A 21,096-nucleotide genomic window follows, 5' to 3' on the forward strand; every position below is an offset into this window, starting at 1 on the left:
CCGCCCCGCCGAACGTCCAGGTGTGGCTCGGCTCGCAGTGGTTCACGGTCGTCGGGATCCTGAACCCGAACCGGCTCGCGCCCGAGCTGGACTCCGCCGCCCTCGTCGGCTGGGACGCCGCCGCGGCCCGCCTCGGCTTCGACGGCCACCCGACCACCGTCTACACGCGGGCCCGCAAGGACGCCGTCGAGAAGGTGCAGGGCCTCCTCGCCGCGACCGCCAACCCGCAGGCGCCGAACGAGGTCGAGGTCAGCCGCCCGTCGGACGCGCTCGCCGCGCAGAACGCCACCGACCGGGCGTTCACCGGCCTGCTCCTCGGCCTCGGCGGCGTCGCGCTGCTGGTCGGCGGCGTCGGCGTCGCCAACACGATGGTGATCTCGGTCCTGGAGCGCCGCGCCGAGATCGGGCTGCGCCGCTCGCTCGGCGCGACCCGCGGCCAGATCAGGCTCCAGTTCCTCACCGAGTCGCAGCTGCTCGCCGCGCTCGGCGGCGCCGGCGGGGTCGCGCTCGGCATCGCCGTCACCGCGGTCTTCGCCGTGACGCAGGGCTGGCCGACGGTCGTCCCCGCCTGGGCCATGGCCGGCGGGATCCTCGCCACCCTGCTCATCGGCGGCGTCGCCGGCCTCTACCCCGCGATCAGGGCCGCCCGCCTCCCCCCGACCGAGGCGCTCGCCGCGCCGTGAGCGCGTATGCGAACATATGTTCGTGTCGAGCGCCGCCACCATCCTGCATGCCGACCTGGACGCGTTCTACGCGTCGGTCGAGCAGCGCGACGATCCCGGCCTGCGGGGGCGGCCGGTGATCGTCGGGGGCGGGGTGGTGCTGGCGGCCAGCTACGAGGCGAAGGCGTACGGGGTGCGGACGGCGATGGGCGGCGGGCAGGCGCGGCGGCTCTGCCCGCGCGCGGTCGTCGTCCCGCCCCGCATGAACGCCTACAGCGCGGCGAGCAAGGCCGTGTTCGCGGTCTTCCGGGCCACGACGCCGCTGGTGGAGGGCCTGTCGATCGACGAGGCGTTCCTCGACGTGGACGGCCTGCGCCGCCCCCCGGTGGACGTCGCCGTGCGGCTCCGCCGGGAGATCGCCGAGGAGGTCGGGCTGCCGATCACGGTCGGGGTCGCGCGCACCAAGTTCCTCGCCAAGGTCGCCAGCGGGGTCGCCAAGCCCGACGGGCTCCTGGTCGTCCCGCCGGACGGCGAGCTGGAGTTCCTGCGCCCGCTGCCCGTGCGGCGGCTGTGGGGGGTCGGGCGGGCCACCGCCGAGAAGCTCGCCCGCTTCGGCGTCACGACCGTCGGCGACGTCGCCGACATGCCGGAGTCCACGCTGGTGACACTGCTCGGCCCGGGCGCGGGCCGCCACCTGCACGCCCTGGCCCACAACCGCGACCCGCGTCCGGTGCGGACGGGGGTGCGGCGCCGGTCGATGGGCTCGCAGCGGGCGCTCGGCCGCCGCCGTCGCTCGCCCGAGGAGCTGGACGTCATGCTCGTCGGGCTCGTCGACCGGCTCGGCGGGCGGCTGCGCAAGGCCCGCCGGGTCTGCCGGACGGTCACGCTCCGCCTCCGCTTCGACGACTTCGCCCGCGCCACGCGGTCGCACACGCTGCCGCAGGCCACCGCCGACACCGACCGGCTCCTGGAGACGGCCAGGGAGCTCCTCACGGCCGCCGCGCCGATGATCGAGAGCAGGGGGCTGACGCTGATCGGCGTCTCGCTCGGCAACCTCCACGACGACCGGGCCGTCCAGCTCGCGCTGCCGTTCGACCAGGCCATGCAGGTGGACGGCGCCGTCGACGGCGTCCGGGCGCGGTTCGGGTCGTCCGCGATCACCCGCGCGGTCCTGCTGGGCCGCGACCAGGGCATGTCGGTCCCGATGCTTCCGGACTGAGCGGCCCGCCCGACGGTCAGGACGGCTCGGCCGGCCCCGCTAGGAGGGCTCTGCGGCGCCCGTGTTGTCGACGATCCCGAGGCCGTCGGCGCCGACCTGCACAGCCGACTCGTCCAGCACCGAATCGTTGATCGGCTGGATGCGCCCGTCCAGGTCGAGGACCGGACTGGCCTCCTTGTACCAGGACTCGATGACCGCGTTGCCCCAGAAGTCGCGGCGGCGGTCGTCGTGCACGTTCCACCGGTACGTCTCGTGGTCGGGGTCGCCGGTGTAGTAGTCGGACGTGTAGATCTCCACCCGGTGCCCGTCGGGGTCGCGGAGGTACACGTAGAAGGCGTTGGACACCCCGTGCCGCCCGGGGCCCCGCTCGATGTGGTGCTCCTTGCGCAGCGACCCGAAGATGTCGGCCGTGTGCAGGACCTGGTGGGACTCGTGCGTCGCCACCCCGAGATGGTGCAGGCGCGGCCCGGCGCCGCCCGTGAACGCGACGTCGTGGACGGTCTGCTTCCGGTACATCCACGCCGCGTACAGCTCGTGCTCGTCGCCCTCGATCGTCTCCGAGCAGCCGAACCCGAGCGACTTGTAGTGGTCGTAGGCGGCGGGGATGTCGGGCGTGCAGATGTTGAAGTGGTCGAGCCGCGCGATCTGCGCGCCGCGGTGCAGGTCGTAGCGCTGGATGAGGCGCTCGCCGCGGGCGATGTCGTGGAAGAACTCGACGGTGAAGCCGAGGGGGTCGATGGCGCGCACCGCGTCGCCGACGCCGTGGGTGCCCTCCCCGGCCGGGACGCGCCGGACGGGCCGCCCCAGCTCGGTGAAGAACTTCTCGGCCCGGTCGACGTCCTCGGGGGTGCGGACCCGGTAGGCGAGGTGGTCGAGCGCCGCGACCGGACCCGCGCGCAGCACCAGCGAATGGTGGGTCAGCTCGTCGGTGCCCCGCAGGTAGAGGGCGCCGGCGTCCTCGTGCTGGACGTGCAGCCCCAGCATGTCGACCCAGAACCAGCGGGCCGCGGCCAGGTCGGTGACGACCAGCTGCGCGTACGCGGAGCGGACGACGTCGGGAGGTGTGCTCATCAGTGCTCCTGAACGCCGAAGCGAGGCGTGTGCACCTCGCCGAGCATCACATGAACGATCTTGGACTCGGAGAAGAAGTCGATGCTGTGCGCGCCGCCCTCCCTGCCGACCCCCGAGTCCTTCATGCCGCCGAAGGGAGTGCGCAGGTCACGGACGTTGTGGGAGTTGACCCAGACCATACCCGAGGCGACTCCGTGCGCGATCCGGTGGCCGCGGCGAAGGTCGCTCGTCCACACGTAGGCGGCGAGGCCGTAGCGGGTGGCGTTGGCGAGTTCGAGCGCCTCGTCCTCGTCGTCGAACGGCGCGAGCGCCACGACCGGGCCGAAGATCTCCTCCTGGAAGATCCGGGCGTCGCGGGGGACGTCGGTGAACACGGCGGGCTGCAGGTAGTTGCCCTCGGGCAGGTGCGCGGGACGTACGCCGCCCGCGATCAGCTTGGCCTCCCGCTGCCCGATCTCCACGTATCCGAGGACGCGCGCGTAGTGCTCGGGGTGCACGAGCGCGCCGACCTCGGTGGCCGGGTCGGACGGCAGCCCGACCCTGACCCGCTCGGCCCGCTCGGCGATCCGCCGGGAGAACTCCTCGTAGACGGGCCGCTCCACCAGCACCCGGGACCCGGCCGTGCAGCGCTCGCCGTTCAGCGAGAACACGCCGAAGACGACCGAGTCGAGGGCCTCGTCGAGGTCGGCGTCGGCGAACACCACGACGGGCGACTTGCCGCCCAGCTCCATCGACAGCGCCTTCAGGCCGTCGGCGGAGCAGCGCATGATGTGCCGGCCGGTGTCGGTGGAGCCGGTGAACGACAGCACGGGCACGTCCGGGTGGTCGACCAGGGCCTGGCCGGCGACCTCGCCGATGCCGTGCACGATGTTGACGACCCCGGCGGGCACCCCGGCCTCGGTGAAGATCTCCGCCCACAGGGTCGCGGACAGCGGCGTCCACTCGGCGGGCTTCAGCACGAGGGTGCAGCCGGCCGCGATCGCCGGGGCGAGCTTCCAGCTCTCCAGCATGAACGGCGTGTTCCACGGCGTGATCAGCCCGGCGACGCCGGCGGGCGTCCGGACCACGTAGTTGAGCTGCTGGTCGCCGACGCGGTACGACTCCTCGCCGAGCGCGACGATCACGTCGGCGAAGTAGCGGAAGTTCTCGGCGGCGCGACGGGCCTGGCCGCGCGCCTGCGTGATCGGCAGCCCGGAGTCGAACGACTCGAACGCGGAGAGCCGGTCCTCGCGCGCCTCGACGGCGTCGGCGATCCGGCCCAGGATCGTGGCGCGCTCGCGGTTGCCGATGGCGGACCAGGCGGGGAACGCCGCGCGGGCCGCGGCGACGGCGCGGTCGACGTCGGCGGGACCGCCCGCGGCGGCGGTGGCGTAGGGGGCGTTGGAGACGGGGTCGAGGACGTCGAAGACCGCGCCGTCGGCGCTGTCGGCGAACTCGCCGCCGATCCAGTGCCGGATGCGCTCCGGGAGTCCGTCAGGGCGGGCGGGGGAGGAGGGGAGGGGCATCGTGCTCTCTTCCGGTTCGGTGTGGGACGGCGCTGGGCGCGGGTCTGGGCGCGTGGTCCGCGTCAGATCCCCGCGGTGAGGTCGCCGCCCTGGTCGAGCAGGGCGCGGATGCGCGCCTGGGCGTCGCCGGACGGCGCGGCGAGCGGCGGCCGGACGTGCCCGGACGGGATCCGGCCCTGCCGCTCCAGCACCCACTTGGCGGGCGCCGGGTTGGTCTCGACGAACAGCAGGTCCACGAGGGGATGCAGGCGGTAGTGCAGGTCACGGGCGGCGGCGTGGTCGCCGGCCGTCCACAGCTCGTACATCCGCGCGACGGCGGTGGGCGCGAGGTTCGTGACGGCGCTGATGAACCCCGCGCCGCCGAGGGCGAGCAGCGGGAGGCACAGCAGCTCGATCCCGGACCAGACGAGCAGTTCGGGCCCGCAGGCGTGCAGGACGCGCGAGAAGTGCTCGAAGTCCTTGGTCGTCTCCTTGATCCCGACGACGTTGCCGAAGTCGGCGTACAGCCGCCGGACGGTCTCCGGCGCGATGTCCACGGCCGTCCGGGACGGCACGTTGTAGATGACCAGCGGCAGGTCGGGGAACTCGCGCGCGACGGTCGCGTACCAGTCGTAGAGGGCGCCCTGCGTGGGCCGCGCGTAGTACGGGGTGATGATCAGGGCCGCGTCGGCGCCTGCCTCGCGGGCCGCGGCGGTGATCTCCAGGGTCTCGTCGAGCTTGGCGGACCCGGTGCCGGGCAGGAACGGGACGCGGTCGGCGACCTCGTCGGCGGCCGTCCGGATGGCGGCGATGCGCTCGGCCGGGGTCTGCGCGCTCGGCTCGCCGGTCGAGCCGCCCAGGGAGATCCCGTGCGAGCCGGACTCCAGCTGCCAGCGGATCAGGCCGCGCAGCGCGTCGTGGTCGACGGCCCCCCCGGCGGTGAACGGCGTGACGACGGGCGCGATGGACCCGCGGATCGTGGCCGGGTCGGTGCGGAACTTCAACGTCTGCTCCTCAGTGGTCTGAGCTGTGGTCTCAGCTGTGGTCGCGGCGCCAGGTCTCGTAGGCCTCGCGCCAGCGCGGCCCGAGGGGGTACAGGCCGTCGACGGTCTCGCCCTCGGCGACGCGCTCGGTGATGAAGCGCTCCTGCGCCTCCTGCTCGGCGGCGTCGGCGGCGAGGCCCTCGACGATGTCCGGGGGGATGACGACGACGCCGTCCGCGTCGCCGACGAGGACGTCCCCCGGCTGGACGAGCGCGCCGCCGCAGGCGATCGGCAGCCCGGTGTCCCAGGGGACGTGGCGGCGGCCGAGCACCGCCGGGTGCGCGCCCGCGTGGAAGACGGGCAGGTCCATTCCGGCGACGGTCGCGCTGTCGCGGAGCCCGCCGTCGGTGACGACCCCGGCGGCGCCGCGCCGCTGGGCGCGCAGGGCGAGGATGTCGCCGATCGTCCCGGACGAGGAGTCGCGGCGCGCGTCCATCACCAGCACCTGGCCGGGGCGCAGCTCCTCGATGGCGCGTTTCTGCGCGTTCATGCCGCCGCCGTACCGCTCGAAGAGATCCTCGCGGAGCGGCAGGTAGCGGAGCGTGTGCGCGGTGCCGACCATCTTCACGCCGTCGCCGCCCGCCGGGTGGACGCCGTCGATCGACATGTGCTGGAGGCCCCGCTTGCGCATCTGGGAGCTGAGTGTGGCGGTCGAGAGGCCGCGCAGCGCCTCGGCGACGGCCTCGTCCAGAGTGGGCTTCGCCACATAGGCGGAACCCCAGGCGTCGGCGCGGGTGGCGTCGTCCACGCGGGGCATCGCGCCCCAGCGGTCGAGCGGGCCCGCCTCCGTGATCGTGTTGGACAGCCGTCCGGTCGAATCGGAGCTCGTGGTCACCTCGACCTCGACGGTGTCGCCGGGTTGCGCCACCGAGGCGCCCGCCGGGGTGCCGGTGAGGATGACGTCACCGGCTTCGAGTGTGACCGACCGGGACAGGTCGGCGACCAGCGTCGCGAACGGGAACAGGAGTGTGTCGCTGGTGTCGTCCTGGACGATCTCGCCGTTCACCCAGGTGCGGACGCGCAGCGCCGCCGGGTCGAGGCCGCGGGCGTCGAGGAGCCGCGGGCCGATCGGGGTGAAGCCGTCCGCGCCCTTGGACCGCAGGTTGGAGCCGCGGTCGGCGTACTTCAGGTCGTGCACGCCCGCGTCGTTCGCGGCCGTCACCCAGCCGACGTGGTCCCACGCGTCCTCGGGGGCGACCCGGTGCGCGCGACGTCCGATGACCAGGGCGATCTCGCCCTCGAACGTCATGAGCTCGCAGCCGGACGGGCGGGCGAGGGGATCGCCGGTCCCGGCGAGGGAGGACGGCGGCTTGAGGAAGTACGAGGGCTCGGCGGGGATCCGCCCGCGCTCCCTGGCGCGGGACGGGAAGTTGAGGTGGACGGCGATGATCTTCGAGGGCCGGTCGCCCAGCGGGTGCGGCACTGCGAGCTCTCCTGTGACGGTACGGGAACGGACCCGGCAACGGGCCTGAGCAAATCGTATATGAAGTCATGCACGATGACGAGGGTGCAATGTGTCTTGCTTCTACCGTTCCAACCCGTGGGACGGCCGAGAGCCGGATGCGAAGTTCCCGTGCAGTATGATCGCAAATCGTATGCGAAATCCTCTAGGAGGTGCTTGACGGATGGTCGACCTCGCCGTTCGCACGTTCGCGTCCGCTAATCCGGTGGACGCGCCGCCCGTGCTGCTCGTGCACGGCTTCTGCTCGGACGGGGAGGCCGACTGGGTCGGGACCGGCGTCGCCGACGCCCTCGCCGCCGCCGGGCGGACGGTCTTCGTACCCGACCTGCCCGCCCACGGGCAGAGCCCGTCGCCCGCCGCCTCCGCGGAGGTCACCGCTCCGGCCATCGCCGCCGACCTCGTCGCCGTCATGGACCGCGCCGGGGTCTCCGCCTTCGACGCGGTCGGTTACTCGCTGGGTGCCAGGATCGCATGGGAGCTTCCCGCGGCCGCGCCCGGGCGGGTGGAACGCACCGTGCTGGGCGGGTTGAGCCCCGCCGAGCCGTTCACCTCCGTCGACGTCGACCAACTGCACCGCGCGGTCCGCGAGGGGACCGAGCCCGCCGACCCGTTCACCGGCATGATCGCCGGCATGGTGAGGTCGCACGGCGACCGCGCCGCAGGGCTCGCGCTCTGCGTCGAGGGGCTGCGCGCGACCCCCTTCGCCGGAGGCGCGTGGAACGCGAAGGTTCCTCCCGTCTTCGTCGTCGGAGACAATGATGAGCTGACACGAGGAATCGAGGGCCTCGCCGGAGAGATCGGCGAGGCGCGACTGGTCACCGTGCCGGGCGCCCACCACGAGGTGCTGGGAGGGGCGGACTTCCGCGCCGCCGTCCTGAGCGCGCTGTCACGGTGACAGTGCCGTTCCGGGGGTGCGGGGGGTCGTCCCCCCCGCAGGCGACGGGGCCGGCGAACACGACCGGGGGGTGCGGGCCGATGATGAGGAGAACCGGGTGAACTCCGCGAAGAAGCAGGACCAGACCAAGGAGAGCAAGGCCGAGTTCTGCTACGAGCTGCTGCGGTCGCGCATTCTGGAGGGCACCTACGTGCCCGGATACCGGCTGGTCATCAACCAGCTCGCCCAGGAGACCGGCGTCAGCACCATTCCGCTGCGCGAGGCGCTGCGCCGCCTGCAGTCCGACGGGCTCGTCGAGGTGGTGCGCAACGTCGGCGCCCGCGTCGCGGTCTTCGACGCCGAGCAGGTCGAGCACACGCTGCAGATCCTGGCGCGGCTCGAGGGCTACGCCACCGCCATCTCCGCGCCGTTCATGAAGTCCGGCGAGATCGGCCGCTCCCGCAAGATCAACGACCGCATGGTCGAGGCGCTGGAGGAGTTCGACCCCACCGCGTTCACCGCGCTCAACCGGGAGTTCCACTTCTCGATCTACGAGCACTGCCCGGACGCGCACCTGAAGGCCCTCTTGGAGGCCGAGTGGACGCGCCTCGACCACATGCGCCGCTCCACCTTCACCTACGTCCCCGGCCGCGCCCGCCGCTCGGTCGTCGAGCACGAGCGGATCCTGGAGCTCATCGCCAAGGACGCCGACCCCGCCGAGATCGAGCGCATCGCCTGCGCCCACAAGAACGCCACGGCAGACGCCCTCCACAGCGCCGTCCCCCATAAGTGAGCCGAACGCCGAACGCGCCGTCCCCCAACAGAGGACGGCGCGTTCGGCCATCTCCGATGCTCTGAGACCAGCCGGGGCCACGGGTCGTGCGGCCGGAGGCGCCCGGCGCCGGAGGTCGCACGACCCGACGGGCGGCGGGCCGTTTCACGAGACGCGCCAGCGGCTCGGGAAACGGTTCGCCGCCCGCAACGGGGGTTCCAGGGGGTCGCCCCCCTGGGAGATCAGGTCAATAGCTGGCCGCCGTCTACCTGGATGATCGCGCCGGTGATGTGGTTCGCCTGGTCGGAGGCCAGGAACAGGACCAGGGGGGCGATGTCGTCCGTGGTGGCGATCCTGCTCAGCGGGATGCGGGACTCCCAGGCCGCGCGGGCCTCGGCGTTCTCCATGAGGCCGGCCGTCATCGGGGTGTGGACCGGTCCAGGCGCGACGCCGTTGACGCGGATGCCGTGGCCCGCGAGCTCCAGGGCGGCGGTGCGGGTGAGGGCGTCCACGGCCGCCTTGGTGGCCTCGTAGTGGCCGAGGCCGGGGGTCGGCTGCCGGGCGCCGATCGAGCTGATGTTGACGATGCGGCCCTTGGTGCCGTGCTCGATCATCTGGTTCGCCACCGCCTGCGTGACGGTGAACGTGCCGCGCAGGTTGACGGCGACGACCATGTCGAAGACCTCCATCGGCAGGGACGTCAGCGGCCCGCCGCCCGCGACGAGGCCCGCGTTGTTCACCAGGATCTCGACCGGGCCGACGGTCTCGGCGACGTGCGCGACCCCGGCGGCGACCGCGTCCGGGTCGGTGATGTCCACGGTGACGGCGTGGCCGTTCACCTCCTTGGCGGCCTTTGCGGCGGCCTCGGCGTCCCGGTCGGCGATCACGACCCGGTCGCCGGCGGCGGCGAACGCGGCGGCCACCCCGCGGCCGATGCCGCTCGCGCCGCCGGTGACCAGGACGACGCGTCCCGTGCTCATCGGGCCTCCGCGATGATGATGCGCGGGCTGCCGGGCAGCGCGCGGGTCTCCACGGGCTCCCAGCCGGCGGCGGTCAGCCAGCCGCGGACCTCGGACTCGGGGTAGACGACCGTGCCGTCGATGACCAGGTACTCGCCGGCGTGGAGGGCGTCGATGACGCGCTGGTCCGGGTCGTCGTCGAGGAAGAAGTCGAGCAGGACGAGGGTCGCGCCGGGCGCGGCGGCGCGGCGGGCCTTCTCGATCAGGGTCCTGTTCTGCTCTACGTCGAAGCGGTGCACGACGTGCTCCAGCAGGACGCAGTCGAACCCGTCCGGGATCTCGCCCGTCAGCGGGTCGGACTCGACGACGTTGCTGCGGTCGGCGAGGCCGGCGTCGTCCAGGGCCTTGCGGGTGAACTCCAGGAAGTCGCCGGGCGCGACGAAGGTGCCGTGCGCCTTCTCGGCCGTGCGCAGCGCCTCGACGAGGAAGGCGCCGGACAGGCCGCCGAAGTCCAGGATGCGGGAGAAGGGGGTGAAGTCGAAGTTCTCCGCCAGCATCTTGGCGTGCAGCGCGTTGTAGGTCATCACGCCGGTCATGAACGTCTGCATCCGGTCGCCGGAGAAGTCGAGCGGCTGCGGCTCCGCGCTGGCCGTGGTGGCGCCGAAGCCGAGCCAGTGCGGGTAGCTGATCGCGTCGAGGAAGGCCAGGAAGGGGCGCAGGTCGACGCCGTCCTCGCCGCCCGCGAGGTACGCGGCGGTGGCGGGGGAGTTGGCGTAGCGGCCGTTCTCGCGGGTCAGCAGGCCGAGGCCGGACAGGGTGTCGGCGAGGATCCGGGCGGTGCGTTCCGGCAGCCCGGCCCGGCCGGCCAGCTCGGCCGCCGTCGCGGGGCCGTCCGCGAGCGCGGCGAACACGCCGGCCTCACTCGCCGCGAACAGCTGCTTGGCGGCCATGTAGCCGGTGGCGACGCCGAGGATGGACGAGGGGTCGGCGCCCGGGGAGGGATGCGACATCAAAATGTCTCCTTCGCGGTAAGAATATGCAGGATGCTATACGATCTAACATCGAGACGGCCAGGGGTCCGCCCGGGGCCGACCACCCCCTCATCGGAGGTCACGATGGAGTTCGCAGAACGGGTGCCCAGGCGGCGACTCGGCGTGCACGGCCCTGAGGTCCCGCTCCTGTCGCTCGGCTCCTGGAACACCTGGGACCGCATGGACCGCGAGGACGCGGCGGAGCTCGTCCGGCTCGCCGTCGACCGCGGCGTCGACATGTTCGACGTCGCCCACTACAACTTCGGCCCGCACTCCGAGAACGCCGTGACGGACGTCCTTTTCGGGCAGGCGGTCCGGGATGCCGGAATCGCCCGCGAAGACTACCTTCTGTGCGGGAAGCTCTGGCTGTGGGAATACCCGGCGTCGTCGTTCGCCGAGCAGCTGAAGGTGTCACTCGGGCGCATCGGCACCGACCGCGCGGACACGGCCGTGGTCGGCGACTTCATGGAGCGGCCCGACCTGCAGGCCGTGGTGACGGACGTGTCCGAGCTCGTCCGGGCCGGGCGGCTCAAGTCCTGGGGCGTGAACAACTGGTCGGCCTGCGACGTGCTGTTCGCCTGCCGCTTCGCCACCGCCGAGGGCCTGGTGCCGCCGACGTTCGCCCAGCTCAAGTACAACCTGGCCCGGCGCTCGGTGCCGGAGGGCGCGCTGTACGCCAAGCTGTTCGCCGAGGAGGGCCTCGCGCTGCAGGCGTCGGACGTGCTGGAGGGCGGCATCCTCGCCGGCAGGCTCGACCCCGAGCGCAAGATCGGCGCCGACCCCGGCGGCATCCGTGACCGGATCCGCGCCGCCCTTCCCGAGATCCGCCGCATCGCGGACGGCTTCGGCGCCACCCCGGCGCAGCTCGCCATCGCGTTCTGCCTGGCCCACCCGGCGGTCGCGAACGTCCTGGTCGGCGTCTCCAGGGCCGAGCAGCTCGAGAACAACCTGGCCGCGCTCGGCCTGTGCGCCCGGCACGGCGACGAGCTGCGCGACGCCGCGGCCGGGCTGTGGCTGGACGAGGGCGTGGTGGACCCCGCGGCCTCCTGGGGGACCGACGCGCCCACCGCGGTCCTCCGCGAGGACGCCGTCCCGTGCAGCTGACGGCCCGCTGATCCGGCGGGCCGCCGACCCGGCCCGCCCAGCGCGTCCAGCCCGTCCAGGGCGTCGAGCCCGTCCAGGGCGTCCGGCCCGTCCGGGGCGTCCGGGCTCAGGGCGTTCAGGCCTCGTATACGATCTCGCCGTCCAAAACGGTCATCCGGACCGGCACCGACGGCAGCGCGTCCGGTTCGGCGCCGTACAGGTCGCCGTCGAGGACGCAGAGGTCGGCGACCTTGCCGGGCTCGATGGAGCCCTTGACGTCCTCCTCGCCGTCCTGCCACGCGGGCGTGATCGTGTAGGCGCGCAGCGCCTCGGCGAGCGCGAGCCGCTGCGCCTCCCCGCGGACGGAGCCGTCCAGGCCCCGGCGGGTCACGGCCGCCGCGACCCCGGCCCGCCAGTCCGGGGTGAGCACCGGGGAGTCCGAGCTGAGGCTCAGCCGGACGCCGGAGTCGAGCGCGTCGCGGGTCGGCCACGCGTCCCTGAGTGCGTCCTCGCCGAGCGCGTCCACGAGCATGGGCTCGGTCGCGACCGGGATCCCGGCCTGGGTGTTGAGCCCAATCCGGGCGGCGGACATGACGGTCAGCGTCCGCGGCGCGAGCAGGTCGCCGTGGATGATGTAGTGCCGGGCGTCGCGCTCGTCGCGGCGGAGCGCCGCCGCCAGCGCGTCGGCCACGACCCGGGTCGTGGCGTCGCCGGTGGCGTGCACGCCGATCTGGTGCCCGGCGTCGTGCGCCGCGTCGATCATCATGCGCAGCGCCTCCTCCCGCCTGGCGTCCGAGCGGCCGTCGACCAGCAGGGCGCCGTGGGTGCCGTCGGTGTAGGGACGGTCCGTCCACGCGGTGCGCATCGGCGGGATGCCGTCGGCGAAGATCTTCACGCCCGCGATCCGGAAGCGGCCGGGCACGCCCGCGGGCGGCTTGAAGTCGCGCAGGCCGTCGAGCAGGTCCTTGGCCGTGCTGCGTCCGTCCAGCTCCCCGAACAGCAGCAGCGCGGTGACCCGCGCCTTGAGCCGGCCCTGCGCGGCCAGCTCGGCGTAGTCGTGCAGGGCGGCGGAGCCGAAGCAGCCGGTGGCGCCGTCGTCCTCGCCCGGCCCGAGGCCCGGCTCGGTGTAGCTGGTGATCCCGAACGAGGCGAGCAGGTTGGCGGTGCGCAGGATGGCGCGGCGGCGGTCCTCGGCGGTCTCCAGCCGGGACGGTCCGGGCTGGCCAGGCTGGCCCGGCGGGGGCTCGTGGGAGTGGCCGGCGCCGGATCCGGCCAGCTGGTCCATGAGCAGATTGGGCCACATCGCCCCCAGCCACATACCGTGCAGGTGGGAGTCGTTGATGCCGGGCAGGACGGACCGTCCTTCCAGCCGGACGACCCGCGTGTCCGGCCCGGTCAGCGAGGCGATCTCCTCGGCCGCGCCCACGCGCGCGATACGGCCGCCGCGGACGGCGACCGCCTCGGCGACGCGGTCGCGCGCGTCGACCGTGTAGACCCTGCCACCGGTAAAGACAAGGTTCGCGAAGGAAACATCCTGCATATCGTGCTCCACCTCTGGACACCGTCGATGAGATGCAATTAACGTACACGGAATCAGATACGATTTTGGAGTGTCCGGCCCACGGGCACGGACACACCGGGCCTTCGGAGGTAAACGATGCCCCTGGATCCCGAGGCGCAGCGGATCATCGACCGCACCCCTGCCGAGGACCCGAACGCATCAGGACCGCTCGACGTCGTAGCCATGCGCGAGGGGTTCCGCCAGATGTGGGTCATGCCGGACGACCTGCCCGAGGTGGGCTCCGTCGCCGACACCAGGATCCCCGGCCCGGCCGGCGAGCTGCCCGTCCGCGTGTACACCCCCAAGGGCGCGGGCCCGTTCCCCACGTTCGTCTGGTACCACGGCGGCGGCTGGACCATCGGCGGCCTCGACGAGAACGAGTACTCGTGCCGCGCCGTCTGCGCCGCCGCCGACACGATCGTCCTCTCCGTCGACTACCGGCTCGCCCCCGAGAACCCCTTCCCGGCCGCGGCCGAGGACGCCTACGCGGCCGTCGCCTGGGTCGCCGAGCACGGTAAGGAGATCGGCGCCGATCCCTCCAGGATCGCCGTCGGCGGGGAGAGCGCGGGCGGCAACCTCGCCGCCGTCGCCGCTCTCAAGGCCCGCGACCTCGGCGGTCCCGAACTGGCCCTGCAGGTCCTCGTGTCGCCCGTCCTCGGCCACCCGGACGACGGCCGCCCCTCCTACGCCGAGTTCGCCGAAGGCTACTTCCTCTCCAAGTCGAGCATGGACTGGTTCTTCACCACCTACCCGGCCGATCCTAGCGATCTTGACGATCCGTATCTGCTGCCCCTGCGCTCCGACGACCTGAAGGGCCTCGCGCCCGCGCTGGTCCTGGAGGCGGAGTGCGACGTGCTCCGCGACGAGGGCGAGGAGTACGCGGCCCGGCTCAAGGAGGCGGGCGTGGAGACCGAGCTCGTCCGCTACGACGGCATCATCCACGCGTTCTTCGGCCCGCTCGCCACCGAGCTGACGGCCGCCAAGGAAGCCCAGGCCAAGGCCGCCGCCGCGCTCCGCGCCGCGTTCGGGACGGACGGCGCCTGATGACCGCTCCGGCTCTCGCCCTGGACGGCGTCAAGGTGAACCGGGCCGAGGTCCCGATCGTCCACGACGTCACGCTCGACGCGGCCCCGGGCGCGGTCACCGTCGTCCTCGGCGCGAACGGCGCCGGGAAGACGACCCTCATGGACGGAATCGCCGGCCTGGCCCCCGTCAAGGCCGGCACGATCCGGCTGGACGGGACCGCCATCGAGAAGCTCGCCCCCTACAAGCGGGCCCGGGCGGGGCTCGGCTACGTCGAGCAGGCCCGGACCACGTTCCGGACGCTCACCGTCGAGCAGAACCTCATCGTGTCCCAGTCGGGCGACGGCGACCTCGCGACCGTCTACAAGCTCTTCCCCGAGCTGGACAAGCGGCGCAGCCTCCAGGCCGGTTACCTGTCGGGCGGCGAGCAGCAGATGCTCGTCCTCGGCCGGGCGCTGGTGTCGGCGCCGAAGGTCGTCCTGATCGACGAGATGTCGCTGGGCCTCGCGCCGATGGTGGTGCGGCGGCTCATGGGGACGGTCGGCGAGCTGGCCGGGATGGGCATCGCGGTCGTGCTGATCGAGCAGTTCGCGAACCTGGCCCTCGACATCGGCACCCACGTCCACGTGCTGCGCAAGGGCGGCGTGGTCTTCTCCGGCCCGTGCGAGGAGCTGCGCGGCGACGAGCAGCGCCTCCACCGGCTCTACTTCGGCGGGCCGCCGCTGAGCGCGGCCGCCGGAGAGGACGCCGGCACGACAGAGAGCGAGCTTGAATGAACGTGCTGGACAAGCGGAGCCTCGGCACCGGCGTCGGCGCCGCGGTCCTCGCGTGCGCGGTGCTGCCGGTGGTGCTGCCGCCGTACTGGGTCTACCTGGCGATCAGCGCGGCCATCAGCGCGGTGATCATGCTGAGCTTCGGCGTGATCGTCGGCCGGGCCGGCGTCATGTCGCTGTGCCAGATGTCGTTCGCGGCGATCGGCGCGTGGGTCATGCTGCGGCTGAACGTGGCGGAGGCGCCGGGCGGCTTCTACCTGTGGCTGCTGCTCGGCGGGCTCGCCGCGGTGCCCGTCGGCGTCGCGATCGGGCTGCCCGCGCTGCGCATCCGCGGCGTCAACCTCGCCGTGGTCACGTTCGGGTTCGCGGTGTCCACCGACATCGTCCTGAACGTCAACGAGTTCCCGGGCGCCGACGACCTGACGACGCTGGACCGGCCCGCCCTGTTCGAGACCGACGGCGGCTACTTCGTCTTCTGCATGATCGTGTTCACCGTGCTGGCCGTCGCGCTCGGGATCATCGGCAAGACCCGGCTCGGGCTGTCCTGGTACGAGCTGCGGCACTCCGAGCGGTCCGCGGCCGCGCACGGCATCTCGGTGGCGCGCAGCAAGCTCGCCGCCTTCGCGATCAGCGCGTTCGTCGCCGGGATCGGCGGCGGGCTGCTGGCCGGCCAGCTCAGCCTGGTGGTGCCGCAGAACTTCGCGATGGGCCAGTCGCTGGCGCTGTTCGCGGTCGCCGTCATGATCGGCCCGCACCACCCGGAGGGCGCCGTGATCGGCGGGATCTTCGGCGCGATCATGGGCACGATCATGGAGAAGGTCTCGCTGCCGCAGGACTTCGGCGGCGTGCTGTTCGCCGTCGGCGCGCTGCTCGCGCTGCGCAGCGGGCTCAGCCACACCGACCTCACCCGGCTGCGCAAGCGGGAGGCCGGCGCTCGCAAGCTGCTGAAAGCCGCGGAGGAGACCTCCGGGGAACAGGCCGGCAAGGCCGCCGCCGACGGGCAGGCGGCCGACGGGAAGGCCGAGGCGGCCAAGGCGGCCGAGGCGGCCGCCGGCGTGCTCGCGCCGCGTCCCGCGGGCGACCGGGAGCCCCTGCTCACCGTGCGGGGGATGACCGTCAGGTTCGGGGAGGTCGTCGCGCTCGACGCCGTCGACCTGACCGTCCCGGAGGGCGGCGTCGTCGGGCTCATCGGCCCGAACGGCGCCGGCAAGTCCACGTTCATCGCGGCGGTCAGCGGCTTCGTCGGCTACCAGGGCGCGGTCGAGCTGGCCGGGCGGCCGCTGGACCGGTTCTCCCCGAACAAGCGCGCGACGCTCGGGCTGCGCCGCACCTTCCAGACCACCGCCATCGCGCCCGAGCTCAGCCAGTACGAGTACCTGACGATCGGCGCGGGCCGGCGGCTGACGCAGGCCGAGGCGGACGAGCTGCTGGAGTTCTTCGGCTGCCCGCCCGGGCAGGTCCCGGTGTCCATCGTGGACGCCGGCAGCCGCAGGCTCCTCGACGTCGCGGCGGCCGTCGCGGCGCGCCCCAAGGTGGCGCTGCTGGACGAGCCCGCCGCGGGGCAGTCCGCGGCCGAGACGCTGGCGCTCGGCACCAGGCTCGCGGCCGTCCCCGAGGCGTTCGGGGTGTCGATCCTGCTGGTCGAGCACGACATGGAACTCGTCCAGGCGGTGTGCGAGCAGGTCACCGTCCTGGATTTCGGGAATGTGATCGCTTCAGGCCCCACCGGCGAGGTCCTGGAGGACCCCGCCGTCAGGGCCGCCTACCTCGGGGCCGCGGACGTTCCGGCGTCCTGACCCCTTCCGTCGACACCACCCACCTTCTCCGCGAAACAAGGGCCTCTACGATGAAACGCACATACACGCGCACAGCCACGGGGGCGGCCGCGGCCGCGCTCCTCATCTCCATCGCAGGCGTCGGCTGCTCGGACTCGGGCGGCACCGACGGGCCGATCAAGGTCGGCGCCATCAACGGCATCACCGGACTGTTCCAGACGCCGGAGGTCCCGAAGGCCGTCAAGGCGGTCTTCGACGAGGTCAACGCGGCCGGCGGCGTCAACGGCCGGAAGCTGGAGCTGGTCAGCAAGGACGACGCCATGGACCCGGCGCGTTCCAGCCAGGCCGCCCGGCAGCTGATCAAGTCGGAGAACGTGGTCGCGCTCGCCGGCTCGTCCAGCGCGGTGGACTGCGGCGTCAACCGCGCCACCTACAGCAAGGAGGACATCGTCTCGGTGCCGGCGATCGGCGTCGACCCGTCCTGCTTCACCAGCCCGAACATCGCGCCGGTGAACCCCGGCCCGTACACGCTGACCACGGCGATGCTGTACTACGCGTCGGAGACGCTGAAGCGCGACAAGGTCTGCATCGCCTACACCGTCCTGCCCGGCAGCGGCGGCGGCATCGAGGCCGCGATCAAGGAGTGGACGAACCTCACCGGCAAGACCCTCGCGCACAAGAACCTCGCCGTCGGCCAGGGCGACCCGACCCGCTACCTGGTGGGGCTGAAGAACGCCGGCTGCCAGGCCGTCGCCTACAACTCGCAGGTCGGGCCGTGGTTCCAGCAGGCCAAGACGCAGGGCATGCAGAACGTCGACTTCATCCTCGCGGCGAACAGCTACACCGACGCCAACGCCAAGGTGATCCCGCCGGACATGAACGCCTACGCCGGCACCGAGTGGCAGCCGTACACCGACCCGTCGCTGCCCGGCAACGAGCGCTGGTCGAAGATCATCGAGAAGAACGGCATCCAGAAGACCGCGTTCAGCCAGGGCGCGGTGATGTCGGCGGACGTGTTCGTCCAGGTCCTCAAGGGCATCAAGGGCGACATCACCCGCGAGTCGGTGACCAAGGCGTTCAAGGAGATGAAGCCGATCAACTACCCGATGGTCGGCACCCCGTACGTGTTCGGCCCCGGCAAGGAGCACAACCCGATCAAGGGCAGCCAGTTCGTCAAGGCGGACAAGGGCGGCTGGAAGGTCCTGCCCGGCGGCTTCACCGTCCCGACCAAGAAGTAGCCGTGCGCACCGGGCGCGCGGGCCAGTCCCGCGCGCCCGGGCCCACCGGAGGTATCCGATGCTGAACTCTGTGATCGCCGGGCTGACCAGCGGCGGCGGTTACGCCCTGCTCGGCCTGTGCGTCGTGCTGACCTACCGGCTCGTCGCCGTCGTCAACTTCGCGATGACGGCCGTCGGCGCGATGGGCGCGTTCGTGATGGTGTCGCTCACCGACGAGGGCGTGAACGTCTGGCTCGCCCTGCTGATCGGCGCGATCTCCGCGGCGGCGCTGTCCGGCGTGTTCGGCGCGGCGCTCGTCCGCTGGTTCTCCGGGCACCGCGAGGGGACGAAGGCCGCCGTCACGGTGGCGCTGTTCGTGGCGCTGACCGCGATCGGGCTGCGGCTGTTCGGCGGCACCACCACCGGCGCGCGCCAGTTCCCGGACCCGTTCAGCGACCCCGTCTTCACCGTCGGGAGCGTCGTCGTCCCGCAGTCGGTGCTGGTGTCGCTGGCGTTCGCGGTGCTCATCACGGTGGGCGTCGGGCTGATGCTGACCCGCACCCGGCTGGGGCTGAAGCTGCAGGCGCTGTCGGAGCGGCCGGGCACCGCCGAGGTCGTCGGCATCCCGGCGCCGCGCCTCGCCGTCGGGGTCTGGGCCGGCGTCGGCGCCATCACGATGCTGGTGATCGTGCTGGTCGCGCCGCGGCTCGGCGGCGACTTCGGCACCCTGGCCGGGCTGATCAGCACCGCGCTCGCGGTGGCGATGGTCGGCGCGTTCCGCAACCTGCCGCTGACGCTGGCCGGCGGCCTCATCGTGGGGTGCCTGGAGGGCATGTCGTCCTCCGTCGACTCCATCCAGAAGTACCAGGGCGTCGTGCCCTTCCTGGTGATCCTCGTTCTCCTGTGGTGGCGCAGCCGCCGCGAGGTGTGGGACACCGCGCACAGCCGCTGAACGCGGCGCGGAAAGAGAAACGAGGAAAGATGCTCCACCCGACCTCTACCAGGGCCGCCGTGCTCCGCGAGCACGGCGCGGACCTGAGCATCGAGGAGCTCCCGCTGCCCGCCGAGTGCGAGCCGGGCGCGGCGCTCGTCCGGGTCGACTGCGCCACCCTGTGCGCGACGGACGTGCACCTGTGGTCCGGCGCCATGGCGTTCCCGGAGATGCTGCCGATCGTCCTCGGCCACGAGACGATGGGCACCGTCTGCGCCGTCGGCCCCGGGACGCGCGACGCGCTCGGACGGGACGTCAAGGTCGGCGACCGCATCGGATGGTCGGAATCGGTGTGCGGGCACTGCTACGGCTGCACCGTCCTGCGCAACCCCGTCGCGTGCTCCGAGCGCGGCTACGGGTTCCTGCTGCGCGCCGACCGCTTCCCCTACGCGACGGGCGGGCTCGCCCAGCACAACTACGTGACGCCGGGCGCGCTGAAGCTCGTCCTGCCCGACGAGGTGAAGGACACGTGGGCGGCGTCCGCGGGGTGCGCGGTCAAGACCGTCCTGCACGCCTTCGACCGGGCCGGGGGAGTGCGGCCCGGATCGTCCGTCGTGGTGCAGGGCGCGGGCGCGCTCGGCATCGTCGCGACGGCCGTGGCGAGCCTGTCCGGCGCCGGCAAGGTGATCACGATCGGCGCGCCGGACGACCGCCTCGACCTGGCCCGCCGCTTCGGCGCCGACGAGACCATCGGGCTGGACGGCGGCGCCGACGCCCGGGTCGCCGCCGTCATGGAGGCCACGCAGGGCCGCGGCGCCGAGCTCGTCCTCGACCTCGCCGGGGCGCCCGGCGTCGGCGCGGAGGCCGTCGGGATGGCCGCGTTCGGCGGCCGGTTCGTCATCGTCGGCAGCACGGGACCGAAGCCGGACGAGATCGTCCTCGGCGCGATCATGGGCAAGGAGCTGAACGTGCTCGGCTCGCTGAACGGCGACGCCGGCGACCTGTACCGCAGCGTCGAGTTCCTGCGCGGGTCCAGGGACCGCTTCCCCTGGGACGACCTGTTCAGCGCCCCCGACGGCCTCGCCGGGGCGTCCGGCGCGCTGTCGGCCATGTCGCGGCTGGAGCAGGTCAAGGCCGTCATCAACCCCAACAGGTAAAGGAAACTCCCCCCATCGTGTCTGCGCAGAAGGTCCCCCACCGCCGGCTCGGCTCCGCCGGGCCCGAGGCGTCCGTCCTGTCCCTCGGCTCCTGGCACACCTACGACCGGATGGACTTCGGCGACGCCGTGAAGATGCTCCGGCACGCCGTCGACACCGGCATCAACCTGTTCGACGTCGCCGTCTACGGGATCCCCGGCGTGCATCCGCCGGTGTTCACCGACGTGCTGTTCTCCGCGATGGTCCGCGCCGCCGGGGTCGCACGGGACGACTACCTGCTGTCCACGAAGCTGTGGCTGGAGGGCTACCCCGAGCACTCGATGCGCGACCAGCTGACCAACGCGCTGTTCCGGGTCGGCGCCGACCACGCGGACGTGGCCGTCCTCGGCGACATCCGCAGCGACGACCTCGACCTCAAGGTCCTCGCCGAGGACCTCGCCGCGCTGGAGCGGGAGGGCCTGCTCGGCTGCTGGGGCGTCAACAACTGGTCGGCCACCGCAGTCCGGACGATCCGCGAGCACGCCCTGGCCGCCGGGTCGCCGGGCCCGCAGCTCGCGCAGCTGAAGTACAGCCCGTGCCGGCGCTCCATCCCCGACGGCGAGCCGTTCGCGGCCGTCTTCGCCGAGGGCGTGTCGCTGCAGGCGTCGGACGTCCTGGAGGGCGGCATCCTGGCCGGCAAGTCAGGGGAGTCCCGGCAGATCGGCCGCGACCCGGGCGACATCCGCCCCCGCATCCAGGAGGCCGCCGCGGGCCTCGCCGAACTGGGCAAGGAGCTGGACGCCAGCCCGGCGCAGCTCTGCATCGCGTTCACGCTGACGCACCCGTCCACCAGCACCGTGCTGTTCGGCTCCACGAGCATGCAGCAGCTCAAGGACAACATCGCGGCGCTGGACGTCCTGGACCGCGTCGGCGCGTCCCGCCTCCGCTCCCTCATGGACCCGTTCTGGGTCGACCGCGACATCGTCGACCCCGAGGGCCCGTAGCACCGCGCGCCGGGGC

19 protein-coding genes are annotated in these 21,096 nt (G+C 72.7%); 12 read left to right on the forward strand and 7 right to left on the reverse strand.

Going from position 1 to position 21,096, the window contains the following annotated elements:
- A partial coding sequence (locus ACH34T_RS10355; protein WP_395991803.1) for an ABC transporter permease occupies positions 1 to 683 on the forward strand: 683 nt, incomplete at its 5' end.
- A gap of 22 nt (positions 684 to 705) precedes the next feature.
- Positions 706 to 1,881 carry a DNA polymerase IV gene (dinB, locus tag ACH34T_RS10360; protein ID WP_395991804.1) on the forward strand — a complete coding sequence of 392 codons (1,176 nt, stop codon included), beginning with the start codon at positions 706 to 708 and terminating at the stop codon, positions 1,879 to 1,881.
- A 39-nt stretch (positions 1,882 to 1,920) separates the two neighbouring features.
- Here the strand turns inward: dinB and hpaD are convergent, their stop codons facing one another.
- The 4 genes from hpaD to ACH34T_RS10380 form a co-directional block, all read right to left on the reverse strand.
- Positions 1,921 to 2,952, reverse strand: coding sequence for a 3,4-dihydroxyphenylacetate 2,3-dioxygenase (gene hpaD / locus ACH34T_RS10365; RefSeq protein WP_395991805.1), 1,032 nt, complete (start codon positions 2,950 to 2,952; stop codon positions 1,921 to 1,923).
- Complete coding sequence (gene hpaE / locus ACH34T_RS10370) at positions 2,952 to 4,457, reverse strand: 5-carboxymethyl-2-hydroxymuconate semialdehyde dehydrogenase (protein ID WP_395991806.1); 1,506 nt, start codon at positions 4,455 to 4,457, stop codon at positions 2,952 to 2,954. The genes hpaD and hpaE overlap by 1 nt, the downstream gene beginning before the upstream one ends.
- Before the next feature lie 62 nt (positions 4,458 to 4,519).
- The gene (dapA, locus tag ACH34T_RS10375) at positions 4,520 to 5,440 is read right to left on the reverse strand and encodes a 4-hydroxy-tetrahydrodipicolinate synthase (protein ID WP_395991807.1); all 921 of its coding nucleotides are present in this window, start codon (positions 5,438 to 5,440) and stop codon (positions 4,520 to 4,522) included.
- Positions 5,441 to 5,471: 31 nt separating this feature from the next.
- The gene (locus tag ACH34T_RS10380) at positions 5,472 to 6,962 is read right to left on the reverse strand and encodes a fumarylacetoacetate hydrolase family protein (protein ID WP_395992126.1); all 1,491 of its coding nucleotides are present in this window, start codon (positions 6,960 to 6,962) and stop codon (positions 5,472 to 5,474) included.
- A gap of 142 nt (positions 6,963 to 7,104) precedes the next feature.
- Between ACH34T_RS10380 and ACH34T_RS10385 the strand changes: the two genes are divergently transcribed.
- Positions 7,105 to 7,836, forward strand: a complete 732-nt coding sequence (locus ACH34T_RS10385; protein WP_395991808.1) for an alpha/beta fold hydrolase — start codon at positions 7,105 to 7,107, stop codon at positions 7,834 to 7,836.
- Positions 7,837 to 7,933: 97 nt separating this feature from the next.
- Positions 7,934 to 8,608: a GntR family transcriptional regulator gene (locus tag ACH34T_RS10390; protein WP_395991809.1), complete on the forward strand. Its 675-nt coding sequence runs from the start codon at positions 7,934 to 7,936 to the stop codon at positions 8,606 to 8,608.
- 221 nt (positions 8,609 to 8,829) lie between these two features.
- Here ACH34T_RS10390 and ACH34T_RS10395 read toward each other — a convergent pair whose 3' ends face one another.
- Complete coding sequence (locus ACH34T_RS10395) at positions 8,830 to 9,567, reverse strand: SDR family NAD(P)-dependent oxidoreductase (protein WP_395991810.1); 738 nt, start codon at positions 9,565 to 9,567, stop codon at positions 8,830 to 8,832.
- Positions 9,564 to 10,556: a methyltransferase dimerization domain-containing protein gene (locus ACH34T_RS10400; RefSeq protein ID WP_395991811.1), complete on the reverse strand. Its 993-nt coding sequence runs from the start codon at positions 10,554 to 10,556 to the stop codon at positions 9,564 to 9,566. Before ACH34T_RS10400 ends, ACH34T_RS10395 begins: the two co-directional genes overlap by 4 nt.
- 105 nt (positions 10,557 to 10,661) lie before the next feature.
- Here ACH34T_RS10400 and ACH34T_RS10405 point away from each other — a divergent pair, with 105 nt between their 5' ends.
- Entirely contained in the window at positions 10,662 to 11,681 is a 1,020-nt protein-coding gene (locus ACH34T_RS10405) for an aldo/keto reductase (RefSeq protein ID WP_395991812.1), read from the forward strand.
- 115 nt (positions 11,682 to 11,796) lie between these two features.
- Here the strand turns inward: ACH34T_RS10405 and ACH34T_RS10410 are convergent, their stop codons facing one another.
- On the reverse strand, positions 11,797 to 13,200 hold the full coding sequence (locus ACH34T_RS10410; RefSeq protein WP_395991813.1) for an amidohydrolase: 1,404 nt from the start codon (positions 13,198 to 13,200) through the stop codon (positions 11,797 to 11,799).
- A gap of 117 nt (positions 13,201 to 13,317) precedes the next feature.
- On the opposite strand from ACH34T_RS10410, the gene ACH34T_RS10415 reads away from it, so the two are divergent.
- From ACH34T_RS10415 to ACH34T_RS10445, 7 genes are read left to right on the forward strand one after another with little or no spacing between them, the layout of a single operon-like run.
- Positions 13,318 to 14,265 carry an alpha/beta hydrolase gene (locus ACH34T_RS10415; protein ID WP_395991814.1) on the forward strand — a complete coding sequence of 316 codons (948 nt, stop codon included), beginning with the start codon at positions 13,318 to 13,320 and terminating at the stop codon, positions 14,263 to 14,265.
- Positions 14,265 to 15,020, forward strand: coding sequence for an ABC transporter ATP-binding protein (locus ACH34T_RS10420; protein WP_395991815.1), 756 nt, complete (start codon positions 14,265 to 14,267; stop codon positions 15,018 to 15,020). The genes ACH34T_RS10415 and ACH34T_RS10420 overlap by 1 nt, the downstream gene beginning before the upstream one ends.
- Positions 15,017 to 16,813, forward strand: coding sequence for an ATP-binding cassette domain-containing protein (locus ACH34T_RS10425; protein WP_395991816.1), 1,797 nt, complete (start codon positions 15,017 to 15,019; stop codon positions 16,811 to 16,813). The genes ACH34T_RS10420 and ACH34T_RS10425 overlap by 4 nt, the downstream gene beginning before the upstream one ends.
- A gap of 50 nt (positions 16,814 to 16,863) precedes the next feature.
- Positions 16,864 to 18,030 (forward strand): ABC transporter substrate-binding protein, encoded by a 1,167-nt coding sequence (locus ACH34T_RS10430; protein ID WP_395991817.1) that lies wholly within the window; start codon positions 16,864 to 16,866, stop codon positions 18,028 to 18,030.
- A 58-nt stretch (positions 18,031 to 18,088) separates the two neighbouring features.
- Entirely contained in the window at positions 18,089 to 18,961 is an 873-nt protein-coding gene (locus ACH34T_RS10435) for a branched-chain amino acid ABC transporter permease (RefSeq protein ID WP_395991818.1), read from the forward strand.
- 29 nt (positions 18,962 to 18,990) lie between these two features.
- Positions 18,991 to 20,097 carry a zinc-binding dehydrogenase gene (locus tag ACH34T_RS10440; RefSeq protein ID WP_395991819.1) on the forward strand — a complete coding sequence of 369 codons (1,107 nt, stop codon included), beginning with the start codon at positions 18,991 to 18,993 and terminating at the stop codon, positions 20,095 to 20,097.
- A 17-nt stretch (positions 20,098 to 20,114) separates the two neighbouring features.
- Positions 20,115 to 21,080 (forward strand): aldo/keto reductase, encoded by a 966-nt coding sequence (locus ACH34T_RS10445; protein ID WP_395991820.1) that lies wholly within the window; start codon positions 20,115 to 20,117, stop codon positions 21,078 to 21,080.
- The last annotated feature ends 16 nt before the right edge of the window (positions 21,081 to 21,096 follow it).

It is taken from the genome of Actinomadura sp. 9N215, from assembly GCF_044326345.1.
Taxonomy (GTDB): domain Bacteria; phylum Actinomycetota; class Actinomycetes; order Streptosporangiales; family Streptosporangiaceae; genus Spirillospora.